The organism is Paenibacillus sp. FSL W7-1088, assembly GCF_037969855.1.
Classification (GTDB): Bacteria; Bacillota; Bacilli; order Paenibacillales; family Paenibacillaceae; genus Paenibacillus.
In genome coordinates, this window is record NZ_CP150216.1 from 3359615 (window position 1) to 3383386 (window position 23772).

At 46.5% G+C, this 23772-nt stretch carries 16 protein-coding genes; 15 read left to right on the plus strand and 1 reads right to left on the minus strand.

Features of this window, described 5'->3' with window-relative positions; translation table 11 throughout:
- The first annotated feature begins 10 nt into the window (after nucleotides 1–10).
- From MKY42_RS15315 to MKY42_RS15355, 9 genes are all read left to right on the plus strand, one after another.
- Nucleotides 11–1285 (plus strand): extracellular solute-binding protein, encoded by a 1275-nt coding sequence (locus MKY42_RS15315; RefSeq protein WP_256222041.1) that lies wholly within the window; start codon nucleotides 11–13, stop codon nucleotides 1283–1285.
- Nucleotides 1286–1337: 52 nt separating this feature from the next.
- Nucleotides 1338–2228 carry a sugar ABC transporter permease gene (locus MKY42_RS15320; protein ID WP_110000047.1) on the plus strand — a complete coding sequence of 297 codons (891 nt, stop codon included), beginning with the start codon at nucleotides 1338–1340 and terminating at the stop codon, nucleotides 2226–2228.
- A gap of 15 nt (nucleotides 2229–2243) precedes the next feature.
- Entirely contained in the window at nucleotides 2244–3125 is an 882-nt protein-coding gene (locus MKY42_RS15325; RefSeq protein ID WP_090897692.1) for a carbohydrate ABC transporter permease, read from the plus strand.
- Between the two features lie 233 nt (nucleotides 3126–3358).
- A complete protein-coding gene (locus MKY42_RS15330; protein WP_090897695.1) occupies nucleotides 3359–4111 on the plus strand; it encodes a response regulator in 753 nt (250 codons plus the stop codon).
- A complete protein-coding gene (locus MKY42_RS15335) occupies nucleotides 4080–5732 on the plus strand; it encodes a sensor histidine kinase (protein ID WP_339852252.1) in 1653 nt (550 codons plus the stop codon). The genes MKY42_RS15330 and MKY42_RS15335 overlap by 32 nt, the downstream gene beginning before the upstream one ends.
- Before the next feature lie 218 nt (nucleotides 5733–5950).
- Complete coding sequence (locus MKY42_RS15340; protein WP_339852254.1) at nucleotides 5951–7588, plus strand: extracellular solute-binding protein; 1638 nt, start codon at nucleotides 5951–5953, stop codon at nucleotides 7586–7588.
- A 118-nt stretch (nucleotides 7589–7706) separates the two neighbouring features.
- Entirely contained in the window at nucleotides 7707–8648 is a 942-nt protein-coding gene (locus MKY42_RS15345) for an ABC transporter permease subunit (RefSeq protein WP_339852921.1), read from the plus strand.
- 10 nt (nucleotides 8649–8658) lie between these two features.
- Nucleotides 8659–9546: a carbohydrate ABC transporter permease gene (locus tag MKY42_RS15350; RefSeq protein ID WP_090897704.1), complete on the plus strand. Its 888-nt coding sequence runs from the start codon at nucleotides 8659–8661 to the stop codon at nucleotides 9544–9546.
- A 163-nt stretch (nucleotides 9547–9709) separates the two neighbouring features.
- Nucleotides 9710–10858, plus strand: coding sequence for a glycoside hydrolase family 76 protein (locus MKY42_RS15355; RefSeq protein ID WP_339852256.1), 1149 nt, complete (start codon nucleotides 9710–9712; stop codon nucleotides 10856–10858).
- 225 nt (nucleotides 10859–11083) lie between these two features.
- Here MKY42_RS15355 and MKY42_RS15360 read toward each other — a convergent pair whose 3' ends face one another.
- Nucleotides 11084–13138, minus strand: a complete 2055-nt coding sequence (locus MKY42_RS15360; protein WP_090897709.1) for a GxGYxYP domain-containing protein — start codon at nucleotides 13136–13138, stop codon at nucleotides 11084–11086.
- A 306-nt stretch (nucleotides 13139–13444) separates the two neighbouring features.
- On the opposite strand from MKY42_RS15360, the gene MKY42_RS15365 reads away from it, so the two are divergent.
- The 6 genes from MKY42_RS15365 to MKY42_RS15390 all read left to right on the plus strand — a co-directional run bounded on the left by MKY42_RS15365 (nucleotide 13445) and on the right by MKY42_RS15390 (nucleotide 23686).
- Entirely contained in the window at nucleotides 13445–14593 is a 1149-nt protein-coding gene (locus MKY42_RS15365; protein ID WP_339852262.1) for a GntR family transcriptional regulator, read from the plus strand.
- A 166-nt stretch (nucleotides 14594–14759) separates the two neighbouring features.
- Complete coding sequence (locus tag MKY42_RS15370) at nucleotides 14760–16961, plus strand: hypothetical protein (protein ID WP_339852264.1); 2202 nt, start codon at nucleotides 14760–14762, stop codon at nucleotides 16959–16961.
- 46 nt (nucleotides 16962–17007) lie between these two features.
- Entirely contained in the window at nucleotides 17008–20091 is a 3084-nt protein-coding gene (locus tag MKY42_RS15375) for a glycoside hydrolase family 38 C-terminal domain-containing protein (protein WP_339852267.1), read from the plus strand.
- Nucleotides 20092–20135: 44 nt separating this feature from the next.
- Nucleotides 20136–21062 (plus strand): ABC transporter permease subunit, encoded by a 927-nt coding sequence (locus tag MKY42_RS15380; protein ID WP_082935088.1) that lies wholly within the window; start codon nucleotides 20136–20138, stop codon nucleotides 21060–21062.
- A 12-nt stretch (nucleotides 21063–21074) separates the two neighbouring features.
- Nucleotides 21075–21971, plus strand: a complete 897-nt coding sequence (locus tag MKY42_RS15385) for a carbohydrate ABC transporter permease (RefSeq protein WP_063565068.1) — start codon at nucleotides 21075–21077, stop codon at nucleotides 21969–21971.
- Between the two features lie 62 nt (nucleotides 21972–22033).
- Nucleotides 22034–23686: an extracellular solute-binding protein gene (locus MKY42_RS15390; protein WP_339852274.1), complete on the plus strand. Its 1653-nt coding sequence runs from the start codon at nucleotides 22034–22036 to the stop codon at nucleotides 23684–23686.
- Nucleotides 23687–23772 lie beyond the last annotated feature (86 nt).

A 23772-nucleotide genomic window follows, 5' to 3' on the forward strand; every position in this document is an offset into this window, starting at 1 on the left:
GAGGGGGCCCATGAAGAAGTTTAAGCTTAAATATATCTCCATGATTGCACTCGTAAGCGCAGTGATAATGGTGTCCGGCTGCCAACCCAATGGAGCCAACCAGCCCAAGCAGGAAGAGATTACCGTTTGGAGTTTTACGGATGAAGCAGGCTATGCCATTGAGAAATTCGAGGAGAAATATCCGGACATTAAGGTGAACTTTGTTAATATTCCGGGCAATTTCTATATCACCAAGCTTAAGTCCGCCTTACAGACAACGTCCAAGGCTCCGGATGTGTTTATGATCGAGAATGCAAATATAAGAGAGCTGATTGATGTGCCTTATCTGGAGAATTTATCGGCAGCACCGTACAACGCCAATGAACTGATTTCAGAGCAGTACGCTTTTGTGCAGGCCAATGAGAAGGATAGTGAAGGAAATGTTAGAGCAATCGGTTATCAGGGAACGCCTGGGGGCATTTACTATCGGAGAGATTTGGCTAAAGAATACTTGGGTACGGACGATCCGGAGAAGGTAGGGCCGCAAATTGATACATGGGAGAAGATATTCGAGATTGGAGAAAGGGTAGAGCAGCAAAGTGGAAATAAAGTTCACGCCCTTGCCAACTGGAATGCGATATCCAATTCATATGATGGTATTCCTTGGGTTAAGGATGGCAAGTTAGTCATCGATCCCACTTACATGAAGGTGCTTGACCTTGTTCGTGAAGCCCGTCAGCGGCATGTGCTTGCAGAGTTGGATGATGGTAGTGCCGGATATGCGGCTTCGATGCAAAAAGGCCAAGTGATGTTCTATCCTGGAGCAACCTGGGCATTGCAATACACCTTTAAGGCGAACGCTCCCGATACCGAAGGATTGTGGGGTCTTGCGCCTGGTCCATCCGCTTTTAGTGCCGGTGGAACTTATATTGCGATGTACAGCAAAAGTGACAAAAAGGATTTGGCCTGGAAGTTTATTGAGTTTTATAACTTTAATCATGATTTTCTGTCTGAACTTGCGAAGGAACAGGACTATTTCACAAGCAATATGGTCGTGAATGATCAGCTTGCAGGTTCTGTATCTTCAGCGTATTTGGGAGGGCAGAAGCATTTTGAATTTTTCTCGGAAGCAGCCAAGCAGGTCCCGGTATATGAGCGAACCAAATATGACTCAATCATTAACAATGACATCTTCAAAAATGTACTCCAGTTGTATCTCAATAACGACATTCTAACCAAAGAAGAAGCCGTAAAACGAATCAAGCGTGATGTCAAACTGAGATTTCCGGAGCTGGAAGTGGATTAGCTTAGAAGTAAGCAAATACCTTTTAATCATCCGATGACTGGGGGTACAAATCATGTTTGCCAAGTCAATCCGCAAAGACCATTACGGATACTATTTCATTGCTCCGTTTTTTATTCTTTTCGCCATTTTTGGACTATACCCCATTCTGTATTCTCTCTATATCAGCTTCACCAACTTTGACGGGATTACTACGCCGGACTTCGTCGGAATAGGTAATTATATTGCTGTTCTGCAAGATCCGTTGTTCTACAAGACGTTATTTAATACCCTGTTTATCTGGGGTGTCTCTGTAGTCCCACAGCTTACCGTTTCGCTTGTACTCGCCTTTATTCTCAATGACAAGTTGCTTAAGGGAAGAGACATTTTCAGAGCAGTTTATTTCTTCCCCAATATCGTTACCGCAGCATCATTGGGTCTGCTTGTAAGTCTGATCTTTGATTGGCAATCCGGCGGTTTGAATCATTTTCTGGTTCAAATAGGACTGATCGATGACCCGATTAACTGGAAAAATGATCCCTGGTTTATGCGACTGATCGTTTCATCCATCCTGTTCTTTCAATACTTTGGTTACTCCATGGTCATCTATCTGGCAGGTCTTCAGGGTATTGATCCCGCTCTGCAGGAAGCCGCTCAAATGGATGGGGCGAAAAAGAAACATATTTTCATTCATATCATCGTTCCAATGCTGCGCCCAATCATTCTGTTTCAGATGATCACGTCTATTATTGGGGGCATTCAGATTTTCGATCAGCCGTTTACATTGACGAATGGAACGGGTGGCCCGGATCGTGCAGCCATGACGAGTATTATGTATCTGTATAATGTGGCATTCCAAAGTACACGTTTTGGTTATGGGGCGGCCATTGCATTCTGTCTGTTCATCATCATTATCCTGCTATCGGTCGTATCCTTCATGATGACGAAGCGCAAGAGCCGTGCATAGGGAGGGGGAAATGAAATGCAAACCGTCAAACCAGTCGAACAACCAAAAGTCACTATACAGCAATACGATACTGTAAGGCGTCTGACACTGGGCAAAGTCATTATTTATCTATGTTTGATTAGCCTTGCCGTGATCTGTATCATTCCATTTTATCTCATGCTCATCTATTCCACTCATAATAATGCAACGATTGCATCGACATTTACGTTTCTGCCCGGACCGTTCCTGTTGGATAATTATACGAACATGGCTTCCAAAATCAACATCTGGCGCGGGTTTGCCAACAGCTTTTTCATTGCGGGAACGTCTACGGTGCTATCCTTGTATATCGGTTCCCTGACGGCATATGGCTTCGCGAAGTTCAAATTCAAAGGTCGCAACGGGCTATTCCTGTTTTTGCTTGCGACCATGATGGTGCCTGGGCAGCTCGCACTGATCGGGATGTATCGCCTGTTCAGTACGCTAGGCTTGCTGGACAGCTATGCAGCGATCATTTTGCCGGCAGCGGCGAATGCATTTAATGTATTTTTTATCAAACAATTTATGGAGAGCAGCATTCCGGACGAGATTATTGAATCGGCACGTGTGGATAGTGCAGGGGAGTTCCGTACGTTCAATCAGATTGTTTTGCCCATTCTGGGCCCGGCTATCTCGGCCCTTGGCATATTCACCTTTATCGGTTCTTGGAATAATTTCCTAACGCCGTTGGTCTTGTTCTTTTCCCTGGATAAATATCCGCTTCCGGTACTCGTTGCACTGGTGCAAGGATATTATGGAATGGATTACGGACTGTTGTATTTGGGTGTGGCGATCTCGATTCTGCCTATTATCATTGTCTTTGCGATATTCTCCAGACAAATTATAGGCAGCGTTGCCTTGGGTGCGGTTAAAGGATAGCATGTGTACGGAAAATAGTCGCCTTCATGGCGGCTTTTTTGCTATTTCAGGTAAGATTTTTATATCGCTGGGGACTTATATCATGGACATTGTTGCCTGATAGGTGGCGAAATACCATTTTGAAAGCCTTTCCAAAAATCTATGATATACTACGATATGACTGGCATACCATGGAAAAAAAGATATTCCAACTTATCGTTTTCTTCACTTTCACTTGCAAAGGAGATGTCACGATGTTTAATGTTCTTGTTGTTGACGATGAGAGCGTTCAAAGAGAAGGCATTAAGGATTTGATCTCTCACTACAGCTTTCCCTTTCAAGTACTGGAAGCTGAGAACGGGATGAGCGCAGAGCGAATTCTGGTTCAGAACGCGATCGATATCCTCATCACCGACGTCAAAATGCCGCTTATGGATGGACTGGAGCTTAGCAAACAAGCCAGGAAAACACAACAGAATATAAAGATTGTCATCTGCAGCGGTTATGATGAATTTGAATATGCCCGCAGCGCGATTCGGCTGGGTGTAGTGAATTATTTGCTCAAGCCACTGGTCAAGGAAGAGTTTTTACAGGTGATGGAAGATATTACGCAAATCCGTGCTTATGCCGGAGGTCCCGAACCGGAATCTGTGGAATCGAAGGTCATTCGACAGGTGAAGGATTATGTGAAGGATAACCATCAGAGAGATATTTCATTGTCCGAGGCAGCCCATGATGTTTATTTATCGCCAGGGTATTTGAGCATTTTGTTTAAAAAAGAGACCGGGGAAAACTTCTCGAAATATTTGACCGATTATCGTTTGCGGCGTGCAAGCCATCTGCTCGCTCATTCGAATATGAAAATCAATGATGTTGCAGGTGCCGTTGGCATCGACAATCATTCTTATTTTGCCAAGCTGTTCCGAAACAGGTTCGGTGTCAGTCCGTTACAGTTCAGAGAGTGCGGGGTGCTTCATGATCGGATGGATCAAGAGCAAATTCAATGATATCAGGTTCCGCAACAAGCTGCTGTTGTCGCATTTGGTGATTGCACTCATCCCGATTCTTCTGCTTGGACTGCTCTCCTTCATTCAGTCCTACCGAATTCAAATGAAGGAGCTGCGGAGCGAAGCAGAAGCGAGTCTGGACCAGGTGTCTAACATTATGGATTATAAGATTAATCGGTATAACACGTTAAGTGAGTTCATGGTGCTTAATCGGGATTTATCGCAAATATTTACGAAAGACTACGAGGGAAATTATTATCATATGTACCTGGATTTCCGGGACATTCTCGAGCCGTTGATCTCGAACATCCGGCTGATGGATGATGATATTGAAGACATTACCTTTTATACGTCAGGAGATTTGTTGGGAATCCGCAATAATATTTTGCCAATCGGGGAGCTGAAGAGCAAGTCCTGGTATGACGGATTTCGAGGCAGGCGCTGGATTGTGGAGGGGGAGAAGCTTTATCTCGTTCAGGAACTGATCAGCAATCCGAAAGACAGCAATTTTATGGTGATCTCCATTCAGCATGATCGCATCTTTGCCGACCTGGACAATCTGTCGGAACATGTAGCCGTTTATATTGAGGATGCGAAGCAGCATGTGATTTTTCAGGAAAACCACGAGCGTGCTGCTGTGGCCGCAGGTTCGAAAGTTAAGGAGTCTGGCGATCTGAGTCTTAGCCGCTCACTTGCCAACAACGGCTGGACCATTCACTATAATCTGCTGAATACCAATGCGTACGCCAACGCAATGAGTATTTTTCAAATTACGCTGTTTGTTATTATCCTCAGCCTGATGATTACCTTCCTGCTCATTTATGTCATTTCTAATAATTTTACGCAAAGAATTATCCATATCAAGAACAAGGTGGACAAGGTAGAGCGGAACAATCTGGATGTGATTATCCGAAGTTCATCCAGAGATGAATTCGGTGAGCTGACTAACGGTATCGGTAAAATGCTGACCAGGATCAACAGCCTGATCTCCCAGGTGTATCACGCCGAAATCGCCAAGAAAGAAAGTGAATATAACAAGTTGATCAGTCAGATCAACCCACACTTCCTGTACAATACACTTTCATTTATACGCTGGAGAGCCGAGAAAAGGGCGGATATCGAAACGAGTTATATTGTATCTGCATTAGCTCGTTTCTATAGAACAACACTTAATCAGGGGAGGAATATGGCCACCATTGAGGCTGAGGTGCAGCATATTAAGGCATATCTGGATTTGCAGCTCATCATGAACGATGGTCGATTTGATGTGGATTATCATATCGATGATGATGTACTACATACCGAGGTGATTCATTTTATTTTGCAGCCGATTGTGGAGAATGCCATCAAGCATGGTTTTGTGGAGGCAGCTGTGTCCGATTGTCACATTCACATAGTGGTTAGCCGGGTGGAAGAGGGGATTAAATTAACCGTTCGTGATAACGGTGTTGGCATGACGCCTATGCAGACCGCAGGTTTGTTAACAGGAGAGAACGGCGGATGTGGTGTTCGGAACGTTAATGACCGAATCAAGCTGTATTATGGTCGGGACTACGGGCTTGTTATTCACAGTGAGCCAGGCATCGGAACGGAAGTGTCAATCGTCCTTCCTGCCACATGATCGTGTGCAGTTATATTAAAAACATAGGGTTAGTACTGAAGCGGTTGCTGTGGCAACCGCTTATTTCTTCCTGTAAGAATCTTTTAATACAGAGAAATAAGTGAAGTACAGGTCATAAAAAAAGTGTTACATATCCGAAAAATGTGGCATATACGCCATTTATGAAAACGCATACAATTTGGTTATCAAAATTCAAATCAGATAAAGGGGATGACAGGATGAAGAAGCGTAACAAGATGGCTGCACTGCTGATCGGCAGCATGATGATGGCTGTAATCAGTGGCTGTACCGGAGGCGATAACGAAAGCACACAACCGCAAATTTCACAACAGGACTATGAACCTTATGGTAAATATGAGACACCCGTGGAATTTACGATTGGCCGAAATACCAATCATGTGAACAACCTGCCTGCCGGCGATACCATTGAAAACAATCTGGCTACACGCTATGTAGAAGACCGGGTGAACGTCAAAGCCAAGGTAGCTTGGGAAACAGATGATATGGATCAGAAGCTGTCACTTTCAATGACCACTGGCGATCTGCCGGATGTAATGCTTGTCAGCCGTGAAATATTTAATCAACTGGTGGATAACGATCTCATTGCCGACATGACAGAGGTTTACGAGAAGACAGCATCCGAGGGTGTTAAAAATATTTATGGTTCCTACGGAGACTTGCTGTTAAATCAGGTGAAGGTGGACGGTAAGATCATGGGTCTGCCCATGACGAATATCGGAAACCAGCACCAATTGCTGTGGGTCCGGAAGGACTGGGTAGATAAGGTCGGTGCGAAGCTGCCGGAATCTGTCGAGGATGTATGGAATCTCGCGAGAACATTTATAGAGAAGGATGTCTCGGGAACGGGCAAAACGGTAGGCATGGTCATGGATTCCAATGCGATGAACTTTACGCCAATCTTTGCTGCGCACGGTGCCTTCCCCATGAACTGGATACAGAAAGAAGGTCAGGTTGAGTATGGATCTGTTCAGCCTGAAGTAAAGCAAGCGCTGGCAGAACTGAGCGCCATGTATAAAGAAGGTTTAATAGATAAACAGTTTGCTGTCCGATCGAATGAAGAGAAGGAAGCTCTCGTCATCAACGGACAGGCCGGAATGGTATTTAATCCATGGTGGATCGGCTACACCAACTACAAGGACTCCATTAAGCAAGATCCAGAAGCAGTCTGGGTTGCTGTATCCGCACCAGTGGATGAGAATGGCAAGTTCAAGACGATCCGGCAAGACCCGGTGGGCGGCGGTATCGTCGTTGTGAAGAAGGACTTTGCACATCCTGAAGCAATAATGAAATCAGTCAATTTAACAACGGATTTCCTGTACTCCTTAACGGAGGACGCGATCAATTACAAGAAAGAGCATCCTGACGAGCTGCTGACCGATGCAAGCCGCTGGAACAATGATCCTACCCAGATTCCGATGCAAGTGGATTATGATGACGTACTCAAGCGTTATTACGATGATCTGATCAAGGCAGATGAGGCTGGTGATGCTTCTGCTGTTCAGGAAGACCGAGTGGTTTCTTTCAAGGCCTATCAGGAATTCAAAGAGAAAGGAAATGCGATTGATGCAAACACCTACGGTGAATACCTCTCCCGGATCGAAGGGCAGCGTGAGGCAAACAATCCGAACCTGGAAGTGATCCCCGCAGGCTTTTATGGAACAACCGAGACGATGAAGCTGAAGTGGGCGAATCTGCAGAAGCTAGAAGAGGAAACCATGCTCAAGATCATTATGGGGGAAGCGCCTGTAGATGAATTCGATACGTTTGTCGACACTTGGAAACGTACGGGTGGCGATGAGATTACAGAAGAAGTTAACGAGATGAGCAAAAGATAACGATTGCGTGAGCTTAGGTGCGGAAGCTTGATGGTGGACTTCAGGACTTCCGCACGGGCTTTCGCCGATAAAGTCTGTTCAATTAGGCATGGTGGAGGTGGAAAGGACAATGGCGCAAATGGAAACAACCGTTAATCAAGAGCGGGAAGTGCGTTACGGGAGGAAACAGAAACGTAAAACCTTTGACGAAATGACCTATCATTTTATGCTGCTGCCTGGCATGATCATGCTGTTCATTTTCTCAATTGTACCGATGTTGGGGGTTGTGATGGCATTCCAAAAGTTCATTCCTGCCAAAGGAATATTCGGGTCCAAATGGGCAGGGTTATCCAATTTCACGTATATGTTTCAACTGCCAGACGCGAAGCAGATTTTCATTAACACATTGGTCATCGCAGTTGGAAAGATTGCTCTAGGGTTGATTGTACCCATCGTATTCGCTCTGCTGTTAAATGAGGTGCGTCTGAAAGTATTCAAAAGTACGATTCAAACCATCGTCTATTTGCCGCATTTTATGTCCTGGGTGGTTCTGGGCACGATGCTGACCATGATCTTTTCCTTCGATGGCATGGTGAACAACTTCCTTGAGTTTCTCGGACTGGAGCGAATTATGTTCTTGGCAAGTAATGACTGGTTCAGGCCGCTGCTCATTGTGACGGATACGTGGAAGGAATTTGGCTACGGGACGATAGTTTATCTGGCTGCATTAACGGCAATTAATCCGGCCTTGTACGAATCTGCCGCAATGGACGGCGCAAGTCGCTGGAAACAGACGCTGAATATCACGCTGCCAGGTATGTTCCCGACGATTATCCTGCTGGGTACGCTGAGTCTTGGCAATGTACTGAATGCGGGTTTTGATCAGGTGTTTAACCTGTATAATCCGCTGGTATATGAAACGGGTGATATTATTGATACTTTTGTGTACCGTATGGGTCTGATCAACATGCAATATTCGTTTGCAACCGCGATTGGACTGATGAAATCGGTGATTAGCTTTGTGCTGATCGTGATTTCTTACAGACTGGCTTCAAGGTATGCGGGGTACAGAATTTTCTAGGAGGGTTAGCATGATTCAATCCAAATCGCTCGGCTCCAGGCTATCCCGCCTGTTGATTATGTTTGCGTTAATTCTGATTACGTTCATGTCCTTGGCGCCGATTGTCAATACCATTATGGTGTCTGTCAGCAGCAGTACGGCTGTTAATGCAGGTCGGGTCTATTTTTTTCCAGTGGAGCTGAATTTCTCATCGTATGGCCAGATTCTGAATGATACGAAGTTTTGGAAGGCTTTTCTGATCTCGGTCGAGCGGGTGGTGCTTGGAGGAGCAATCAACATGTTTTTGACTATTCTCATGGCCTATCCGTTGTCACGAAGCGTCACACAATTCAGATCGAGAAACACTTATATGTGGATTATTGTGTTTACAATGCTGTTCAGCGGCGGAATCGTACCCTGGTATATGGTCATCAGCAAGTTGGGATTGATCAACAGCATTTGGGCGCTAGTTTTGCCGGGGGCAGTTCCTGTCTTTAATGTAATTCTCCTCATGAACTTCTTCAAGGGAATTCCAAAGGAACTGGAAGAGGCCGCATTCATTGACGGTGCCAGTCCGCTTAAAATTTTGCTCCAAATCTTCATTCCCATTTCCATGCCGAGTCTGGCAACGATCATGCTGTTTGTCATTGTGGGGCACTGGAACAATTTCTTTGACGGGATCATTCTGATTAACGACAGCTCCAAAATCCCGCTCCAGACCTATCTGCAACAGCTGAGTCTCACACGCGATCAGATGCAGAATCTTTCGGTCGAACAGCTGCAGCAGTTCAATAAAATCTCTAATACAACGTTGAATTCTGCCAAGATTCTGGTATCCATGATTCCCATTTTGCTGATTTATCCTTTTCTGCAACGTTATCTAATCCACGGTATCGTACTCGGAGCCGTAAAAGAGTAATTCTGGTTATCATCATTAGCCGTTCTGCCTGAGAAATGTGGAAGGGGGTGAAGGAACAAGGAACACGTCAGGGACAGGCGCGAACTTAGATGCAGCGAAGGATTAACCCTGCTTTATGAGTGAACTGTTAGTTATACGTCAATTCGAGAAGGGAAGGGATCTGATGAGCAAAAGGAAAATGGTGAGCCTCACGCTGGTACTCAGCCTTATTCTGGTCACCACCATGGGGGCAACAAGCGGCGGCAAGAATCGCTATGCCGATCAGGCGCAGTGGGCGCAAGAGAAGCTGTATGAATATTACTGGGATGATGCATCAAAAATGATGAATAATGCTTATCCATCAACACCCGAAGGTGAACAGGCCTTAAATTACTGGTGGAAGGCTCATGCGGTCGATGCATTGGTGGACGGATACGAACGTACAGGAGACGAGGCGTACACTGCACGTGCGGAAGAGCTTGTTCGCAGTATCATTGCACGCAACGGCTCACTTCACAATGAATTTTACGATGATATGGAATGGCTCGCGCTTGCCGGGCTTCGTCTGTATGATGCAACAGGCAGTGAAGAGATGAAGGGATACGTATTGGAGTTGTGGGATGACATCAAGACCGCCTGGTGGGATGATGAGCTTGGGGGTATGGCTTGGAAAAAGGATCAGCGATATAACCGAAATGCGTGCTCCAGCGGGCCTGCCGCCATCTTAGCTGCAAGGCTGTATGAACGTTTTGGCGATGTGCGGGATCTGGAGTGGGCCCAAAAAATATATGATTGGGAGAAACAATATCTGGTAAATCCTCAAACAGGGCTGGTAGCGGATGGTTTGGTGCTGAAGGAGGATGGCACACTGGATGTGAATGAAGCATGGATCTTCACTTACAATCAGGGTACTTTTATCGGAGCAGGTGTTGAACTCTACCGGATAACAGGGAAGAAGACGTATTTGAAAGATGCCGAGAAAACGGCAGCAGGTTCTCTGAAGACCTTAACGGATGAGAAGACGGGTATATTTAAAGAGGGCGGCGACGGGGACGGTGCGTTGTTCAAAGGCATACTGATCCGCTACATGGTTGAGATGTATGAAGTCGGGCATAGCAAAAGCCTGAAAAAGGCGATTTATCGCAACGCCGATGCCTTGCTGAAAGGTAGCCGGGATACTGGATTATTCGGTCAGGCTTGGGGCAAAGCAGCCCAGAACCCACTCGACCTTACCGCTCAGCTCAGCGGCGTATTTCTGCTGGAAGGGGCTGCCAAGCTGGAAGCAGGCAAAGCGGATAAGCCAGGTAAACCGGGTAAACCAGTGAAGAAGTAGGCATTTGAGTGGAAGATAGGGTAATAGGATAGTAATTATTCGAGGCCAGCGCCTGCCTGAGTCTTTCCAAGAGAAAGATCATGTGGTGCGGTGCTGTTATGTTCCGGTGTTATTGTTGAACTAATGGTAATTCAGCGGTGAGGTTTCATCCGAAAAAAGCATCGTACCCGATATCTCAGGGTACGATGCTTTTAGGCGTCTGCAATTTCATTGTAAGTATGGTTATTACTTGCTCGCGGGTAAGTGGTAACTTTCTCGGATTAAGGAGAAATAGTCGTCAGCACGGATCACCTTGAATTCCGATCCGAGCTCTTCAGTGATCGCCAGTGCATCGGATGGAGTCGTACTCCATGCAAGCAATCCAAGAGAAACGAACAACGGAGACTTGCCATCCCAATTCGCCTTCGCATCATTTAGCACCTGTAATCCGTCCTGTACGGTGCTTATCCCACGAATTGTGGATACGGGCAGGCTATCGTCAACGATTTCCACTCCATAGTTGTCTTCGTAGCTGATGAATAAGCCGGGTGCATTGTAATCCTGCGCGTAAGCCTTGGCTTTAAATGGCGTGAGAGGTACATTCTCGCTGTCTACACGGTTCAACACATAAGGAATGGTCATGCCGGTCTTTTTCATATATTTTTCGGTTTGCTGCAAAAATTGCCGGAAGCTTGTGTCGGGCCAAGCCCCTGGATAGAAGTATCCTGCACCGGACGGTCCTGCGATCAGCAGATCATTCGGGGTTGCTGTGTTCACATAATAATTCAATATTGCTGGTGCACCTTCGTAGAGAAGCGGGCTTGAAGTCCAGTTAATCGGAACCTTACCTCTGGCCGGATCATCCCACATCACACGCATCCGATGCTGGTTATACTGAAAATTATCGCCTTCCGTAAAGGTATACGTTACATAGATTTTATTCTCCAGTGCAGGTCGCGGAGATTTTTTCACCGGGGTGAGCTTCGGTTTGGTTCCCGAGAAAACAGTCAGGTTGCTGAACCAATCGGCTGCAAGAACATAGACGCCATATCGAGATGCAATCTCAACGGAGCTGAACTCACCTTCGACATCATTGCTAAACCAGCCAAGGTAGGGAGTTCCGGGTTTTACATCAGACATGATCTTCTCGAAGAGGGCTTTTTGCTCAGGCACATTGGAATCCAACCAGAATACCATCGCTTTATTAGCGACTGCATAATCCCTTAAATATGCGTAGGGCTCCCGCTGCTCAGCGGAGAGAGGGCGGATATTACCTGCGGATACTTTATACTGATTCCACATGTCCACTTCAGCCGTCAGATTCTGAGTACCTGCCGGAGGAGTGAATTCATACACAAAATAATTGCCATTATCGGCGAAACGGTGGCCGCCTTGACCTTCAGCGACCTTGGAATTTTGTCTATCATACAGGAATTGTTCTTCTTCCGGTGTTCCTGCGATGAAGTTTGCGATCTCTTTTCCATCCGCCTTGACCGTAACCTCATGTACAGCCGGTCCCCAGCCATCCTGAGTAAAGGCGTCATCAAATCGGAGATATACCGAAGATTTTCCCAAGAGTGAAGAAAGATCCAGGGAATACGTATCACGGTTGCTTGCATCCCGAATCTGTTGTTTTTCCTCCGCGATCGTAACAAAGGATTCAGGCATGCCGGACGGGATGCGAATCGCTGTATCCGGATCAAGTCCAATTAACATCTGGTGGTTCGTTTTCTTCCACAGATTCTCATATTGCCAGGTATAGGCATCCATTCGATTATTGAATTTACCCCGCAGGTCATCCATAATCTTTAATTTGTAAGGCGCTTTGGACAATTTGGCTGCTAACTCGGGACTTGCAACCACAGCATTCTTTAGTCCTGCGAGCGTGGTTGCTACGTTGATCGAATCAGGTACTTCGGGATCATATACAACCATGCCTTTGACTTCGCTGCGATAAGCAGAGAACACTTCCCAATAATCCTGATGAAGCGTGTAAGGCACCTTGATGTCCTTAAGCCAGGTCAGTTTTCCTTCTTCCTGGGACTCAATCAGATAGATTCGCGGTTGTTCTCTGTTAACGATTCCCTGTAATGTTCCCAGCAACAATTTGATGTCACCTGGCGCATCATAGATGTCGGCTGCGTCCAAATGTTTCGGGTTTTTGAAACTTGGCAGTTCACGGTGTTTGGACCCATCAGGTTTGGCTGTCTGTACATCCGTTTCCGAAGCTGAAGCAGCGCCGGCGGTTAATGAAAAAGCGCATATGAGAGCTAAACAGAGCATCGTGAATCTACGAGCCATGGCGAATTCACTCCTTGTTTTAGTCAAGAATTAGAGCTGTGCCTTCGTAATACCCACCCTCCTTTTTTGGTCAAAAGCCAATCCACACATCTCTATCCAACACATATTAAATATATTCATATATAATTTTACAAGAGGTTCGACAAAACTTCCCATAATTCCTGGAAATCAGGCATATTTAATGCGATGATATCAAGGAGATGTTGTTTGCAACTGCAGATAAGCGCAGCTTGTTTATTGCACTTGCAGGTGAAAGGATATATTATATATCTCAAATATTATGAATGAATTGGTGATGTGATCAAAATGAGTACAAATGATCGAATTCCACTGTATCAACAAATCCAGGACTATATCAGACATGTCATAACTCAAGAAAATATGAAACCCGGTGATCGCATACCGACAGAGAAGGAACTGATGGATCAGTTTCAGGTCAGTAAAATTACGGTTGCCAATGCCTTAACCGGATTAGCCAATGAAAAGTTAATTGCGCGTGTGCCGGGGAAAGGCAGTTTTGTAGCTGAAGAAACAGATAGTGCTTCTGTGGCCTCAACGCAAGCGACCACGATAAAGGGCAGAGAGGGAACGCTGTCTACGGGAATGATTGGCATCATTGTGCCCTCCATCCATGATTATTTTGCCATTCGGCTCGTTGAGGGCATTGAGCAAGCCTTGCGTGAGGAAGGATATCGCAGCATGATCATGTTTACGCATGGCAAGGTGGATAAAGAGAAGGACGTCATCAAGGAAATGAAGGCGCTCGGAGCAGAAGGTCTGTTAATTTTTCCTGTTGATGAAGAGAACTACAACGAGGAAATTCTGGGGATGAAGCTCTCGGGTTTTCCTTTTGTACTGATGGACCGTTATTTGCCAGGGGTCGAGACACATTATATTGCTGCAGATGGCAGACGGGGCACGAGGCTGGCTGTGGAGCATCTATGGGAGCTTGGACACCGGGATATCGCTATTTGCTCGGATTCACCTCTTCAGACAGTTACGGTTCAGGAGCGGATCGAAGGTTATATTGAGGCTTTAAAAGGCAAAGGCGCGTTAATCAATCCTGCTCATATGATCACGGATTTCCAGCCGTTAAGTGAACTTAAGGAGGCGGAGGCACACCCTTTGTATCGATATATCCAAAACCGAATGGTCACAGCCTATGTTTCGCTTAACGGCAGGTTAGGTGTGCAAATCTATCAAATGGCCAAGCAAGCAGGACTTCGAGTGCCTGAAGATGTATCGATTGTAAGCTTCGATGATCCCACCTCCATCGTGGAGGAATTCAGTATATTTACCCATGTGAAGCAGTTTGAGCGGGATATGGGGTATCGGGCCGCTGTTAAATTACTTGAAGTATTACGTGGTCGTGGGGAAGCGAAAAGTTATAGCAAAATGCTGATTGAACCCGAGTTGGTTGTACGTCAAACCACCGGAACGGTTTCTCAAGCTTAATTTTCACAAGACAAGAAAACCTTTTCCGTAGAGAAGCGGAGAAGGTTTTTTTAGGTTTGTATAAAAAACATATTGAATATATTCATATCATATATTATAGTCTAGAAAAAGATGGATAGTCATACATTGCAACCCAAATCAAATACGAGCTGGGGAGGATAAGAAGATGGCACGAGATCGAAAGGAAGAGCGTACCGGATTTCAAGAATCTGCTGCTTACCATCCCGATTATGATCTGCAGACGGACTTTGTGATGGTTTACGGGATTGATGAGTCGATGCAGGAACGCATTCGGAAGTGGAAAGAAAAAGGCTATGTGGTTCACCTGATGACAGGAGTTGCTTGGGGGACCTATAACAGCTATCTGGATGGCGAGGTCGATGGGGCAACACATTGGGATGAAGCTCAAATGGACCGGGAAGGCAGCATGATTCTTCATGGGAGCGAACCAGTTATTCCATACATGGTGCCTACCATTTCCTATGGCCGTTACATAGCGGATCGAATACGTATTGCCGTTGACGCCGGTGTGGAAGCCATCCATCTGGAGGAACCTGAATTCTGGGTAAACGGAGGCTATTCGGAAGCTTTTAAACGGGAATGGCAGTTGTATTACAAAGAGCCTTGGATTCCGCCACATGCTTCACCTGATGCACAATTTCGAGCTTCCAAATTAAAGGCATATTTATATACACGTGTCCTGGACCGATTATGTGCCGAGATGAAGGACTACGCGTTAAAACGTTATGATCGTGTTCTTCGCTTTTATGTTCCGACCCATAGTCTGATTAATTACACACAGTGGCGCATTGTTAGTCCACAATCTCAGCTCTTAGAGCTGCCCTCCATCGATGGGTTTATTGCACAGATCTGGACCGGGACATCCCGAACCCCCAATGTGTATGAAGGGTTGCGTAAGGAACGTACGTTTGAAACCGCTTACCTTGAATACGGCGTCATGCAGGAACTGGTTCGTGGGACCGACAGACGAATGTGGTTCCTGCATGATCCGATCGAGGATAACCCGAATTACACCTGGGCTGATTACCGCCAGAACTATTTAAAAACGGTGGTTGCCTCACTGCTGCATCCCGGGGTTGCCCATTATGAAGTCGCACCTTGGCCACGACGAATCTTTCAAGGCACTTATCCATCCGAGGATGGCTCTGGCAAGGAGAAAATTCCGTCAGACTATGCCACAACTTTGCTCCAAGTCATGCACACCCTTGGTAACATGAATCAGGATGTTGAAACAGATGAGGAGTCATTACAAGTTGGTGTTTTTATTGCAGACTCAGCGATGTTTCAACGAATGAAGCCAGATCCCAATGCACCTCATGCCGGCAAATACGATGGAACAGATCCTGAAGGATTTCAGGAGAATGGCGATACAGAACTGCTCGATTTCTCTCCTTTTTACGGTCTGACACTACCGTTATTGAAACATGGTATTCCGGTCCGTCCACTTCAATTGGATAATGTAAGGCGGTATCCGGGTTACTTGGCAACTTATCGTGTACTCATACTGAGCTATGAATTTATCAAACCAGAATATCCGGACATTCATTATGCCCTTGCACAGTGGGTACAGGCAGGCGGAGCGTTAATCTATGTTGGCGATGACAGCGACCCGTATCACGATATTCGTGCGTGGTGGAATCATGACCGCAAGCAAGGGCAGTCAGATCCGACGTATAACTCCCCTCGAGCACATTTGTTTGAACAGTTAGGTCTGAAAGATACAAGGGAAGGTGTCAATACGGTAGGAAAAGGGGGAGTTTGCTGGTTGAATGAACATCCGGCTGACTTCACTTTATCCAAAGCAGGGGCTGATCGGCTGCGCCAATCTGTCAAAGAAACGATGGAAGCAGTCCACGGACCAGAACTACAGTGGGAATCGAAACCATATTTCAAAATTAGACGAGGTCCCTATTTAATCGTATCCGTTCTCGATGAATCGGTCAGCGAAGATGCAGTAGTCATTCCAGGTCCGATTGTGGATTTGTTTGATTCCAAGCTCTCTGTGCTCAGCCAGGTGACCCTGAATCCGGGTGAGCAAGCCTTGCTCTATGATATTGAAGCGGGTCGTCCAACGGCTGGAGAAGTATTCGTCATTGCTGCTTCTTCCCGAATAGAAGGTCTGTCCCAGTCGGCCTCAGGTTTTCGATTCATTGCAAGAGGGCCTGCCAACATGAAGGCAACAGCAAGGCTGTACTGCGAGGCCAGACCCTTATCTGCCCAGTATGTCATTCAAGAGCAGATGGCCCCGGTGGTGTGGGAATGGGACCCGGATTCAAAGACAGTGCTTCTACAGTACGAACATGGCAACGAGAACAATGCAGAGGTTCATGTCCGCTGGACTTCCTGAATTCACAATACAGCCTGATTGATAGAACAGAGAGGAGTATACTAGCATGCCCTACGAACCGATAAGGCCGGAACGGTTAAAACAGATGTTAAATAAACTTCGGGAAGCCATATATGAGCCGATTGCCGAATTGGAAGTGACGGCTTGGGTTACACCAGAGCCCGTACCTTACGAGGAACGGATGACCGGCACGAAAGTGACACTCAAGCAAGGAGAACAATGGGGAGAGTTATGGGACTGTGCCTGGTTCCGTTTTGCAGGTAATCTTCCAGCAGTCACAGGTAACCAAACCACGGTCCTCTTGCTGGATGTCAACGGTGAGCTGTGTCTGGTTGACCATGAAGGTTCACCTATCCAAGGATTGACGACGATTAACTCCGAATTTGATTTTTCATTAGGTCTGCCTGGCAAACGAGTCGTGCAGCTCCATGAGACATCTGTAAATGGACAGGAAGTTGAAGTGTGGGCAGATGCAGGCAATAACGATCTGTTCGGCAAGTATCGGGGAGGCACGTTAAAAGAAGCACTCATAGCCTTCTGCAGGGAAGATATTCGGGAGCTTTATTACGATACCGAGGTGCTCTTGGAAACGGCAGAGCAGCTCCATGACGGTTCCGCTCGGAAGGAGAGAATTTATCAGACGCTCTATGACATTTCTGTACAGTTGACCGATTTCTCCAAAGAGCATGTCGAGCAAGCGAAGAAACGACTGAATGAACAGCTATCCCTAGAGGGAGGCGATCCCGTCTTAACCGTTAGCGCTGTGGGTCATGCTCATATAGATTTGGCCTGGTTATGGCCGATCCGTGAAACGATCCGTAAAGGAGCTAGAACGTTCTCAACTGTGCTTCGCATGATGGAGCGTTATCCCGATTATGTGTTCGGAGCAAGCCAGCCGCAGCTGTACGATTGGATCAAGCAGCATTATCCCAAGCTGTATGAGCAGATCAAGGAACGTGTACGTGAAGGCAGATGGGAACCGCAAGGCGCCATGTGGGTAGAATCGGATACCAATGTGCCTGGTGGTGAATCACTCGTACGCCAGATTTTGTATGGCAAGCGTTATTTTCAGCAGGAATTTGGGCAGGAAATGAAATCGCTCTGGATGCCTGATGTATTCGGCTACTCGGCAAGTTTGCCCCAGTTATTAAAGAAATCCGGTGTGGATTACATGATGACTCAGAAGCTCTCCTGGAGTGAGTACAACCGGCATCCCCATCATTCCTTTCTGTGGGAGGGAATTGATGGTTCAGCTGTATTAACGCATATGCCGCCAGAGGATACGTACAACAGTCCGGCAGCTCCGCGTTCGATCATCAAAGCTGAACAGGGGTATCTGGATAAGAATGTATCTAACCATGCACTTATGCTCTTTGGTATAGGAGACGGAGGCGGAGGGCCTGGCGAAGAGCATTTGGAGCGGCTGACACGGGAGAAAAACCTGCTTGGTTTGTCCCCTGTTATACAGGAGCCTTCGTGGAAATTTTTCGAACGGCTTAATGAAGAACGTGAACGGTTCCAGACATGGCGCGGTGAGCTTTACCTGGAGAAGCATCAAGGAACCCTGACCAGTCAGGCGCGAAGCAAGCGGTATAACCGGAAAATGGAGAAAGCACTGCGCGAATTGGAGTTCGCCTCAGTACTTGTGGCTTCACAGCTTGGCAAGTCTTATCCGTCTGAGACACTGGAAACGATATGGAAGGAAGTCCTCCTGTATCAGTTCCATGATATCCTTCCCGGGTCTTCCATCAAGCGTGTGTACGATGAGTCACTCTTACGTTATGAATATCTTTTAGACCAGACAGAAAATATGATCAACGAAACCTACAGCCATATGGCAGCCCAGATCTCATTAAATGTCGATTCCTCATCCAGCTCCTCCGTGGTGATATTCAATTCATTGCCTTGGGACCGTCAGGAATGGATTCACACGAATGGAAGCTGGCGTAAGGTTCAGGTTCCATCCATGGGATACACCCTGGTCTCAGATCATGTGGACCAGGATCCTATAGATGAGATTGCATCATGCGCCCAGTTAGTTCCGGGAATACAAGAGTCGGAAGTTTGCGTTTCCGCTGAAGAACGCTGTGTGGAGAACGACACATTCATCGTGAAGTTTGATCCGAATGGAGCCATTATCTCCATCCGGGACAAGTCTGAAGCTCGGGAAGTCATTCCGCAAGATCTTCCGGGAAATGCACTTCGTGTGTATCACGACGAAGGAGATGCTTGGGATTTCAGTCATGACTATTCCGCACATAAAGGTATGCCATTAACACTTCATGACATTCGCGAGCTTCGTGAGGGTCCAAAAGTCGGGCTGGTCTTCGAATATAACTATGGAGAATCCACTCTGATCCAGACCGTGGTTCTGACAGAAGGCAGCAGACGTATTGATTTCGAGACGACCGTGGATTGGAGAGAGAACGGGAAAATGCTTCGTACTTCATTCCCGGTGAATATCCGTACAGATCAGGTTCACTGTGAGATCCAATTTGGCAGTTTGACCAGACCCACTCATCGGAATACTATGTGGGACTTCGCCAAGGATGAGATATGTGCTCATCAGTGGATTGATTTATCGGAACCTGATTATGGAGTCGCCCTCCTCAATGATTGTAAATATGGTCATAGAGCCATCGATAATGTGCTTGGTCTGAATCTGCTGCGCAGCAGCTCGTATCCTGATCCGGAAGCGGATCGTGCGGAGCATACGTTCACCTACTCGTTATATCCGCATCAAGGCAACCATGTTCAGGCCGAGATCTATCGAAGAGGTAATGAACTGAACATTCCGCTTCGTACCGTTTCCTTATCATCTGTATCTGCGAAGCAGAACGGTACGCTTCCGTATTCCAAAGCATTTCTTCAGCCGGACCATCCGCACATCATGGTGGAATCCGTCAAACAAGCCGAGGATGGAGACGACATCATCGTCCGTCTATATGAAACTTCGGGAACACATGCCACCACGGCATTACATCTTGGATTCCATATAACAGAAGCCTGGACGACTGATCTTATGGAAAATATCCTTTCACCCGTTTCATTTGCAGGAGCATCCGAGATGGTTCTATCCTTCATGCCATTTGAGATTATCACGTTACGATTGAAGCTAGGACAGCTATAGCTGGGATGGTTGACCGTCCATCATGAGAAAGGAGAGGTTGGAATGTGATCAAGACACGAGTGAGCAACAATCGATTGATGAAGCGAATCTGGCAGCATAAACTCTTTTATTTGTTTATGCTGCCCGGAATCGTCTGGTTTTTCCTGTTCTCCTATGTACCGCTATATGGAATTCAGGTTGCTTTTAGGGATTACAATTTCGTGGGCGGATTCACCGGAAGTCCATGGGCAGGCCTTAAGTACTTTCAACAGTTCTTCAATTACTACCAATCCGGTGACATCATCCGTAACACGATCATCATCAGTCTCATGAAACTGCTAATTGGCTTTCCGATGCCAATCATTCTTGCACTCCTCTTAAATGAAGTCCGAATGATCAAATTCAAAAAGACGGTTCAGACCCTTTCTTACTTGCCTTATTTCGTATCCTGGATCGTCGTGGTTACGCTGATGCAACGGCTCCTAACGCCGTACGGGGGGCCAGTCAATGACTTATTGGGTTCATTTGGAGCGGAGTCGATCCAGTTCCTGAACAATCCAACATGGTTCTATCAGATGATCGTTGGTTCAGACATCTGGAAGAATATCGGTTGGAATTCCATCATCTTTATGGCCGCGATTGCGGGTATTGATCAACAGCTTTACGAAGCTGCCAAAATGGATGGTGCAGGACGCTTCAGGCAGATGTGGCATGTATCGCTTCCAGGTATCCGCAATGTAGCAATCATATTATTCATACTCGCTGTGGGCAGTCTGATGAGCGCAGGTTATGAACAACTGCTTCTCCTGAATGGACCGGCAACCGCAAGTCTTGGCAGTGTACTGGACGTGCATGCCATTAACTCCGGGATACGAGAGGGGCGTCTCAGTTACGCTGCAGCTGTCGGACTATTCCAAAGTGTTATCGCACTCATTCTGGTTGTAACCGTTAATCGCATCGCCCGCAAAGTCAGTGATGTATCCCTGTTCTAAGGAGGTGACCTTATGGAACGAAAATGGTCCTTATTCTCGGTACTTAACTATATCTTTCTCGCTTTGGTTGGGTTTTCGATGATTTACCCGTTTATATATATCTTGGCTTATTCACTGAATGACGGTAAGGATTCGATGCAAGGCGCGATTTATTTTCTTCCCCGCCAATTCACGTTGGATAACTATGCTCAGGTATTCGATAACGCACGGATCTGGAAAGCCTATCAAATTACGATTATGCGCACCGTGCTGGGTACTTTTCTCCACGTTGTATTGTGTACACTCATGGCCTATGCACTTTCCAAAAAAACATTGCCAGGTCGCTCCTTTTTTACCTTTTACATCTTTTTGCCTACGATTTTCAGTGCAGGATTTATTCCATTCTTCATTACGCTGCAAAAACTGCATCTGATTAATAGTTTCTGGGTATACGTTTTGCCCTTGTTGTTCAACTTCATGCATATCATCATTATTCGGACATTCCTACAAGGCATACCGGAGGAGCTGGAGGAATCGGCGCGTATTGACGGGTATGGTGATTTTCAAATCTTCGTACGCATCATTCTGCCTCTTTCCGGGCCGGTACTTGCAACGATCTCGCTGTTCATTGGGGTAGCCCACTGGAATGACTGGTTCTCGGGCGCCTACTACGTCTCGAACAAAGATTTGATACCGGTGCAGACCCTACTGCAAGAAATGCTGACAGAAGCAGAGGCGTTATCCAATTCGATGCAGCGTGCAGCACAGCAGGGTGGGCAGACGGTTGGTGGAGTCGGCGGAGCAGGAGCAACACCTGAATCACTTCGAATGGCCTTGCTTGTCATTACGGTTTTCCCGATCTTATGTATATATCCGTTTCTACAACGATATTTCGTGAAGGGGGTTATGATTGGTTCGGTTAAAGGGTAGATCATCCTGACCTGAATTTGCTAGAGCTTTACCGAGATCATTTATTCAAGGAGGCGATTGGTTTGAACAGGATTTGGTCGAAAAGCGTATCCATCTTGCTCGTGTCCATCATGGTTGGAGGTTTGCTGAGCGGTTGCACGGATTCATCAGGGAATGGGGAAGGTGTAGAAGGGGAGAACGGAAAGACACTGAAAATCTTGCACAATTGGAATGGCTCAGGTGGATCGGATAATGGAATGACCCCAGTCGAGGAAGTCATCAAAGAGAAAACTGGCGTTACCTTGGAGTGGGAGTATACGAAAGGCAGCGAGACGGAGAAAGTAAACCAGATTTTCGCCACACAGGATTTGCCGGACATTTACACCGGACCTGCATGGGGCGGTGAGCTGGACGGGATCATCAAGGCTGCCAAAGAGGGACAGCTGGTAGATATATCCGATAAATTGGGGGATTACCCGAACCTGGCGAAATCCATTGCGAAAGAAAATGTGCCGCCAGCATTATACGAAAAAGCGATAGATGCGTATGACGGCAAGAAATATTTACTTTTACAAAATCAGCCCGCGACGAACGAAGATGGCATGGATTGGCTGTATGGCTTCTATGTTCGTAAAGATATCGCCAAGAAAGTCGGCGTGGACCCTCAATCAGTCGTGACGAAGGAAGACTTCTATAACTTCCTCCAAAAAATCAAAGATGCCAACCTGAAGGAGAGCGGCCAGCCCGTGTTTCCACTGGGCGGATTTAGTAACGGATGGTCTGTAGGCATCGGAAACACGATGTTCTATTCGGGAGCAGGTTATGTAGACAAAGGTGACGGAACGGTAGAGCATAACTTTTTCACTAAAGGATATGAAGACTACACGTTGTTCTATCGTAAACTGGTTGAGCAAGGGCTGATGGACCCCGAAGCCTTTACTCAAACAGATCCTATCGCCAAGGAAAAAATTAATCAAGGACGCATTGCTATCCTTGCTGCACATTATCCGGCCATTTTGGATGCTTCCAAAGAGTATGTTACTTCACATCCTGGAAGCGATTACATCCCACTTGGACCATTGGAGCGGGCAGATGTTGACCCGAGCCGGCCTGTTGATCTTGGCATTCAAGGAAACAACGTAACGGCTATCACTAGCAGCTGCAAGGGTGCGTGTGTAGATGCAGCTCTCAAGTTTCTCGATTACATGGCTTCTGACGAAGGCTTCATGCTGGCCCGGTACGGAGTTCAAGGGGTTCATTGGGATATGAAGGATGGCAAACCTGTACCGAATAAAGAATGGTTTGATAAGTTTACAGCAGATCAGACCGGCAAAGTTCGCAAGAACGAAGGTATCACCATCGGACTGGAATCGATTACGGGGCTTGACCGGATTAATTCGGCAGCAGGTGGCGACATCTGGGCAGACCAGGAAAGACTCGATGCCATGGAAAATGCCCGGAAAATCCTGCGTCCAAACGGCATTCATGTAATTACAGCCTATAACCCGGGCGATGTGATTACCAAATCACCGGAATGGGAAATGTTGAAGCCTTCCATGGACCGGATGGGAGATGCCTGGAAGGAAGCCATTTTTGCAAAATCGGATGAAGCGGCTCTTAGCATTATCAACGACCTCAGGGAACAGCTTCGGAAGACCGGATACGACCAAGCGATGCAGTTCACCAATGAGAATCTGAAAGGGAAAGATATCGTAACTGTTCAAATGCCGAACTGATGCTGAAGGGTTAAATTACCGATTATTACGGAAATCAAATAGGCTTTGCAGCGCCTTGGTCAACAAGGCGAGCGAAGCCTTTCCCT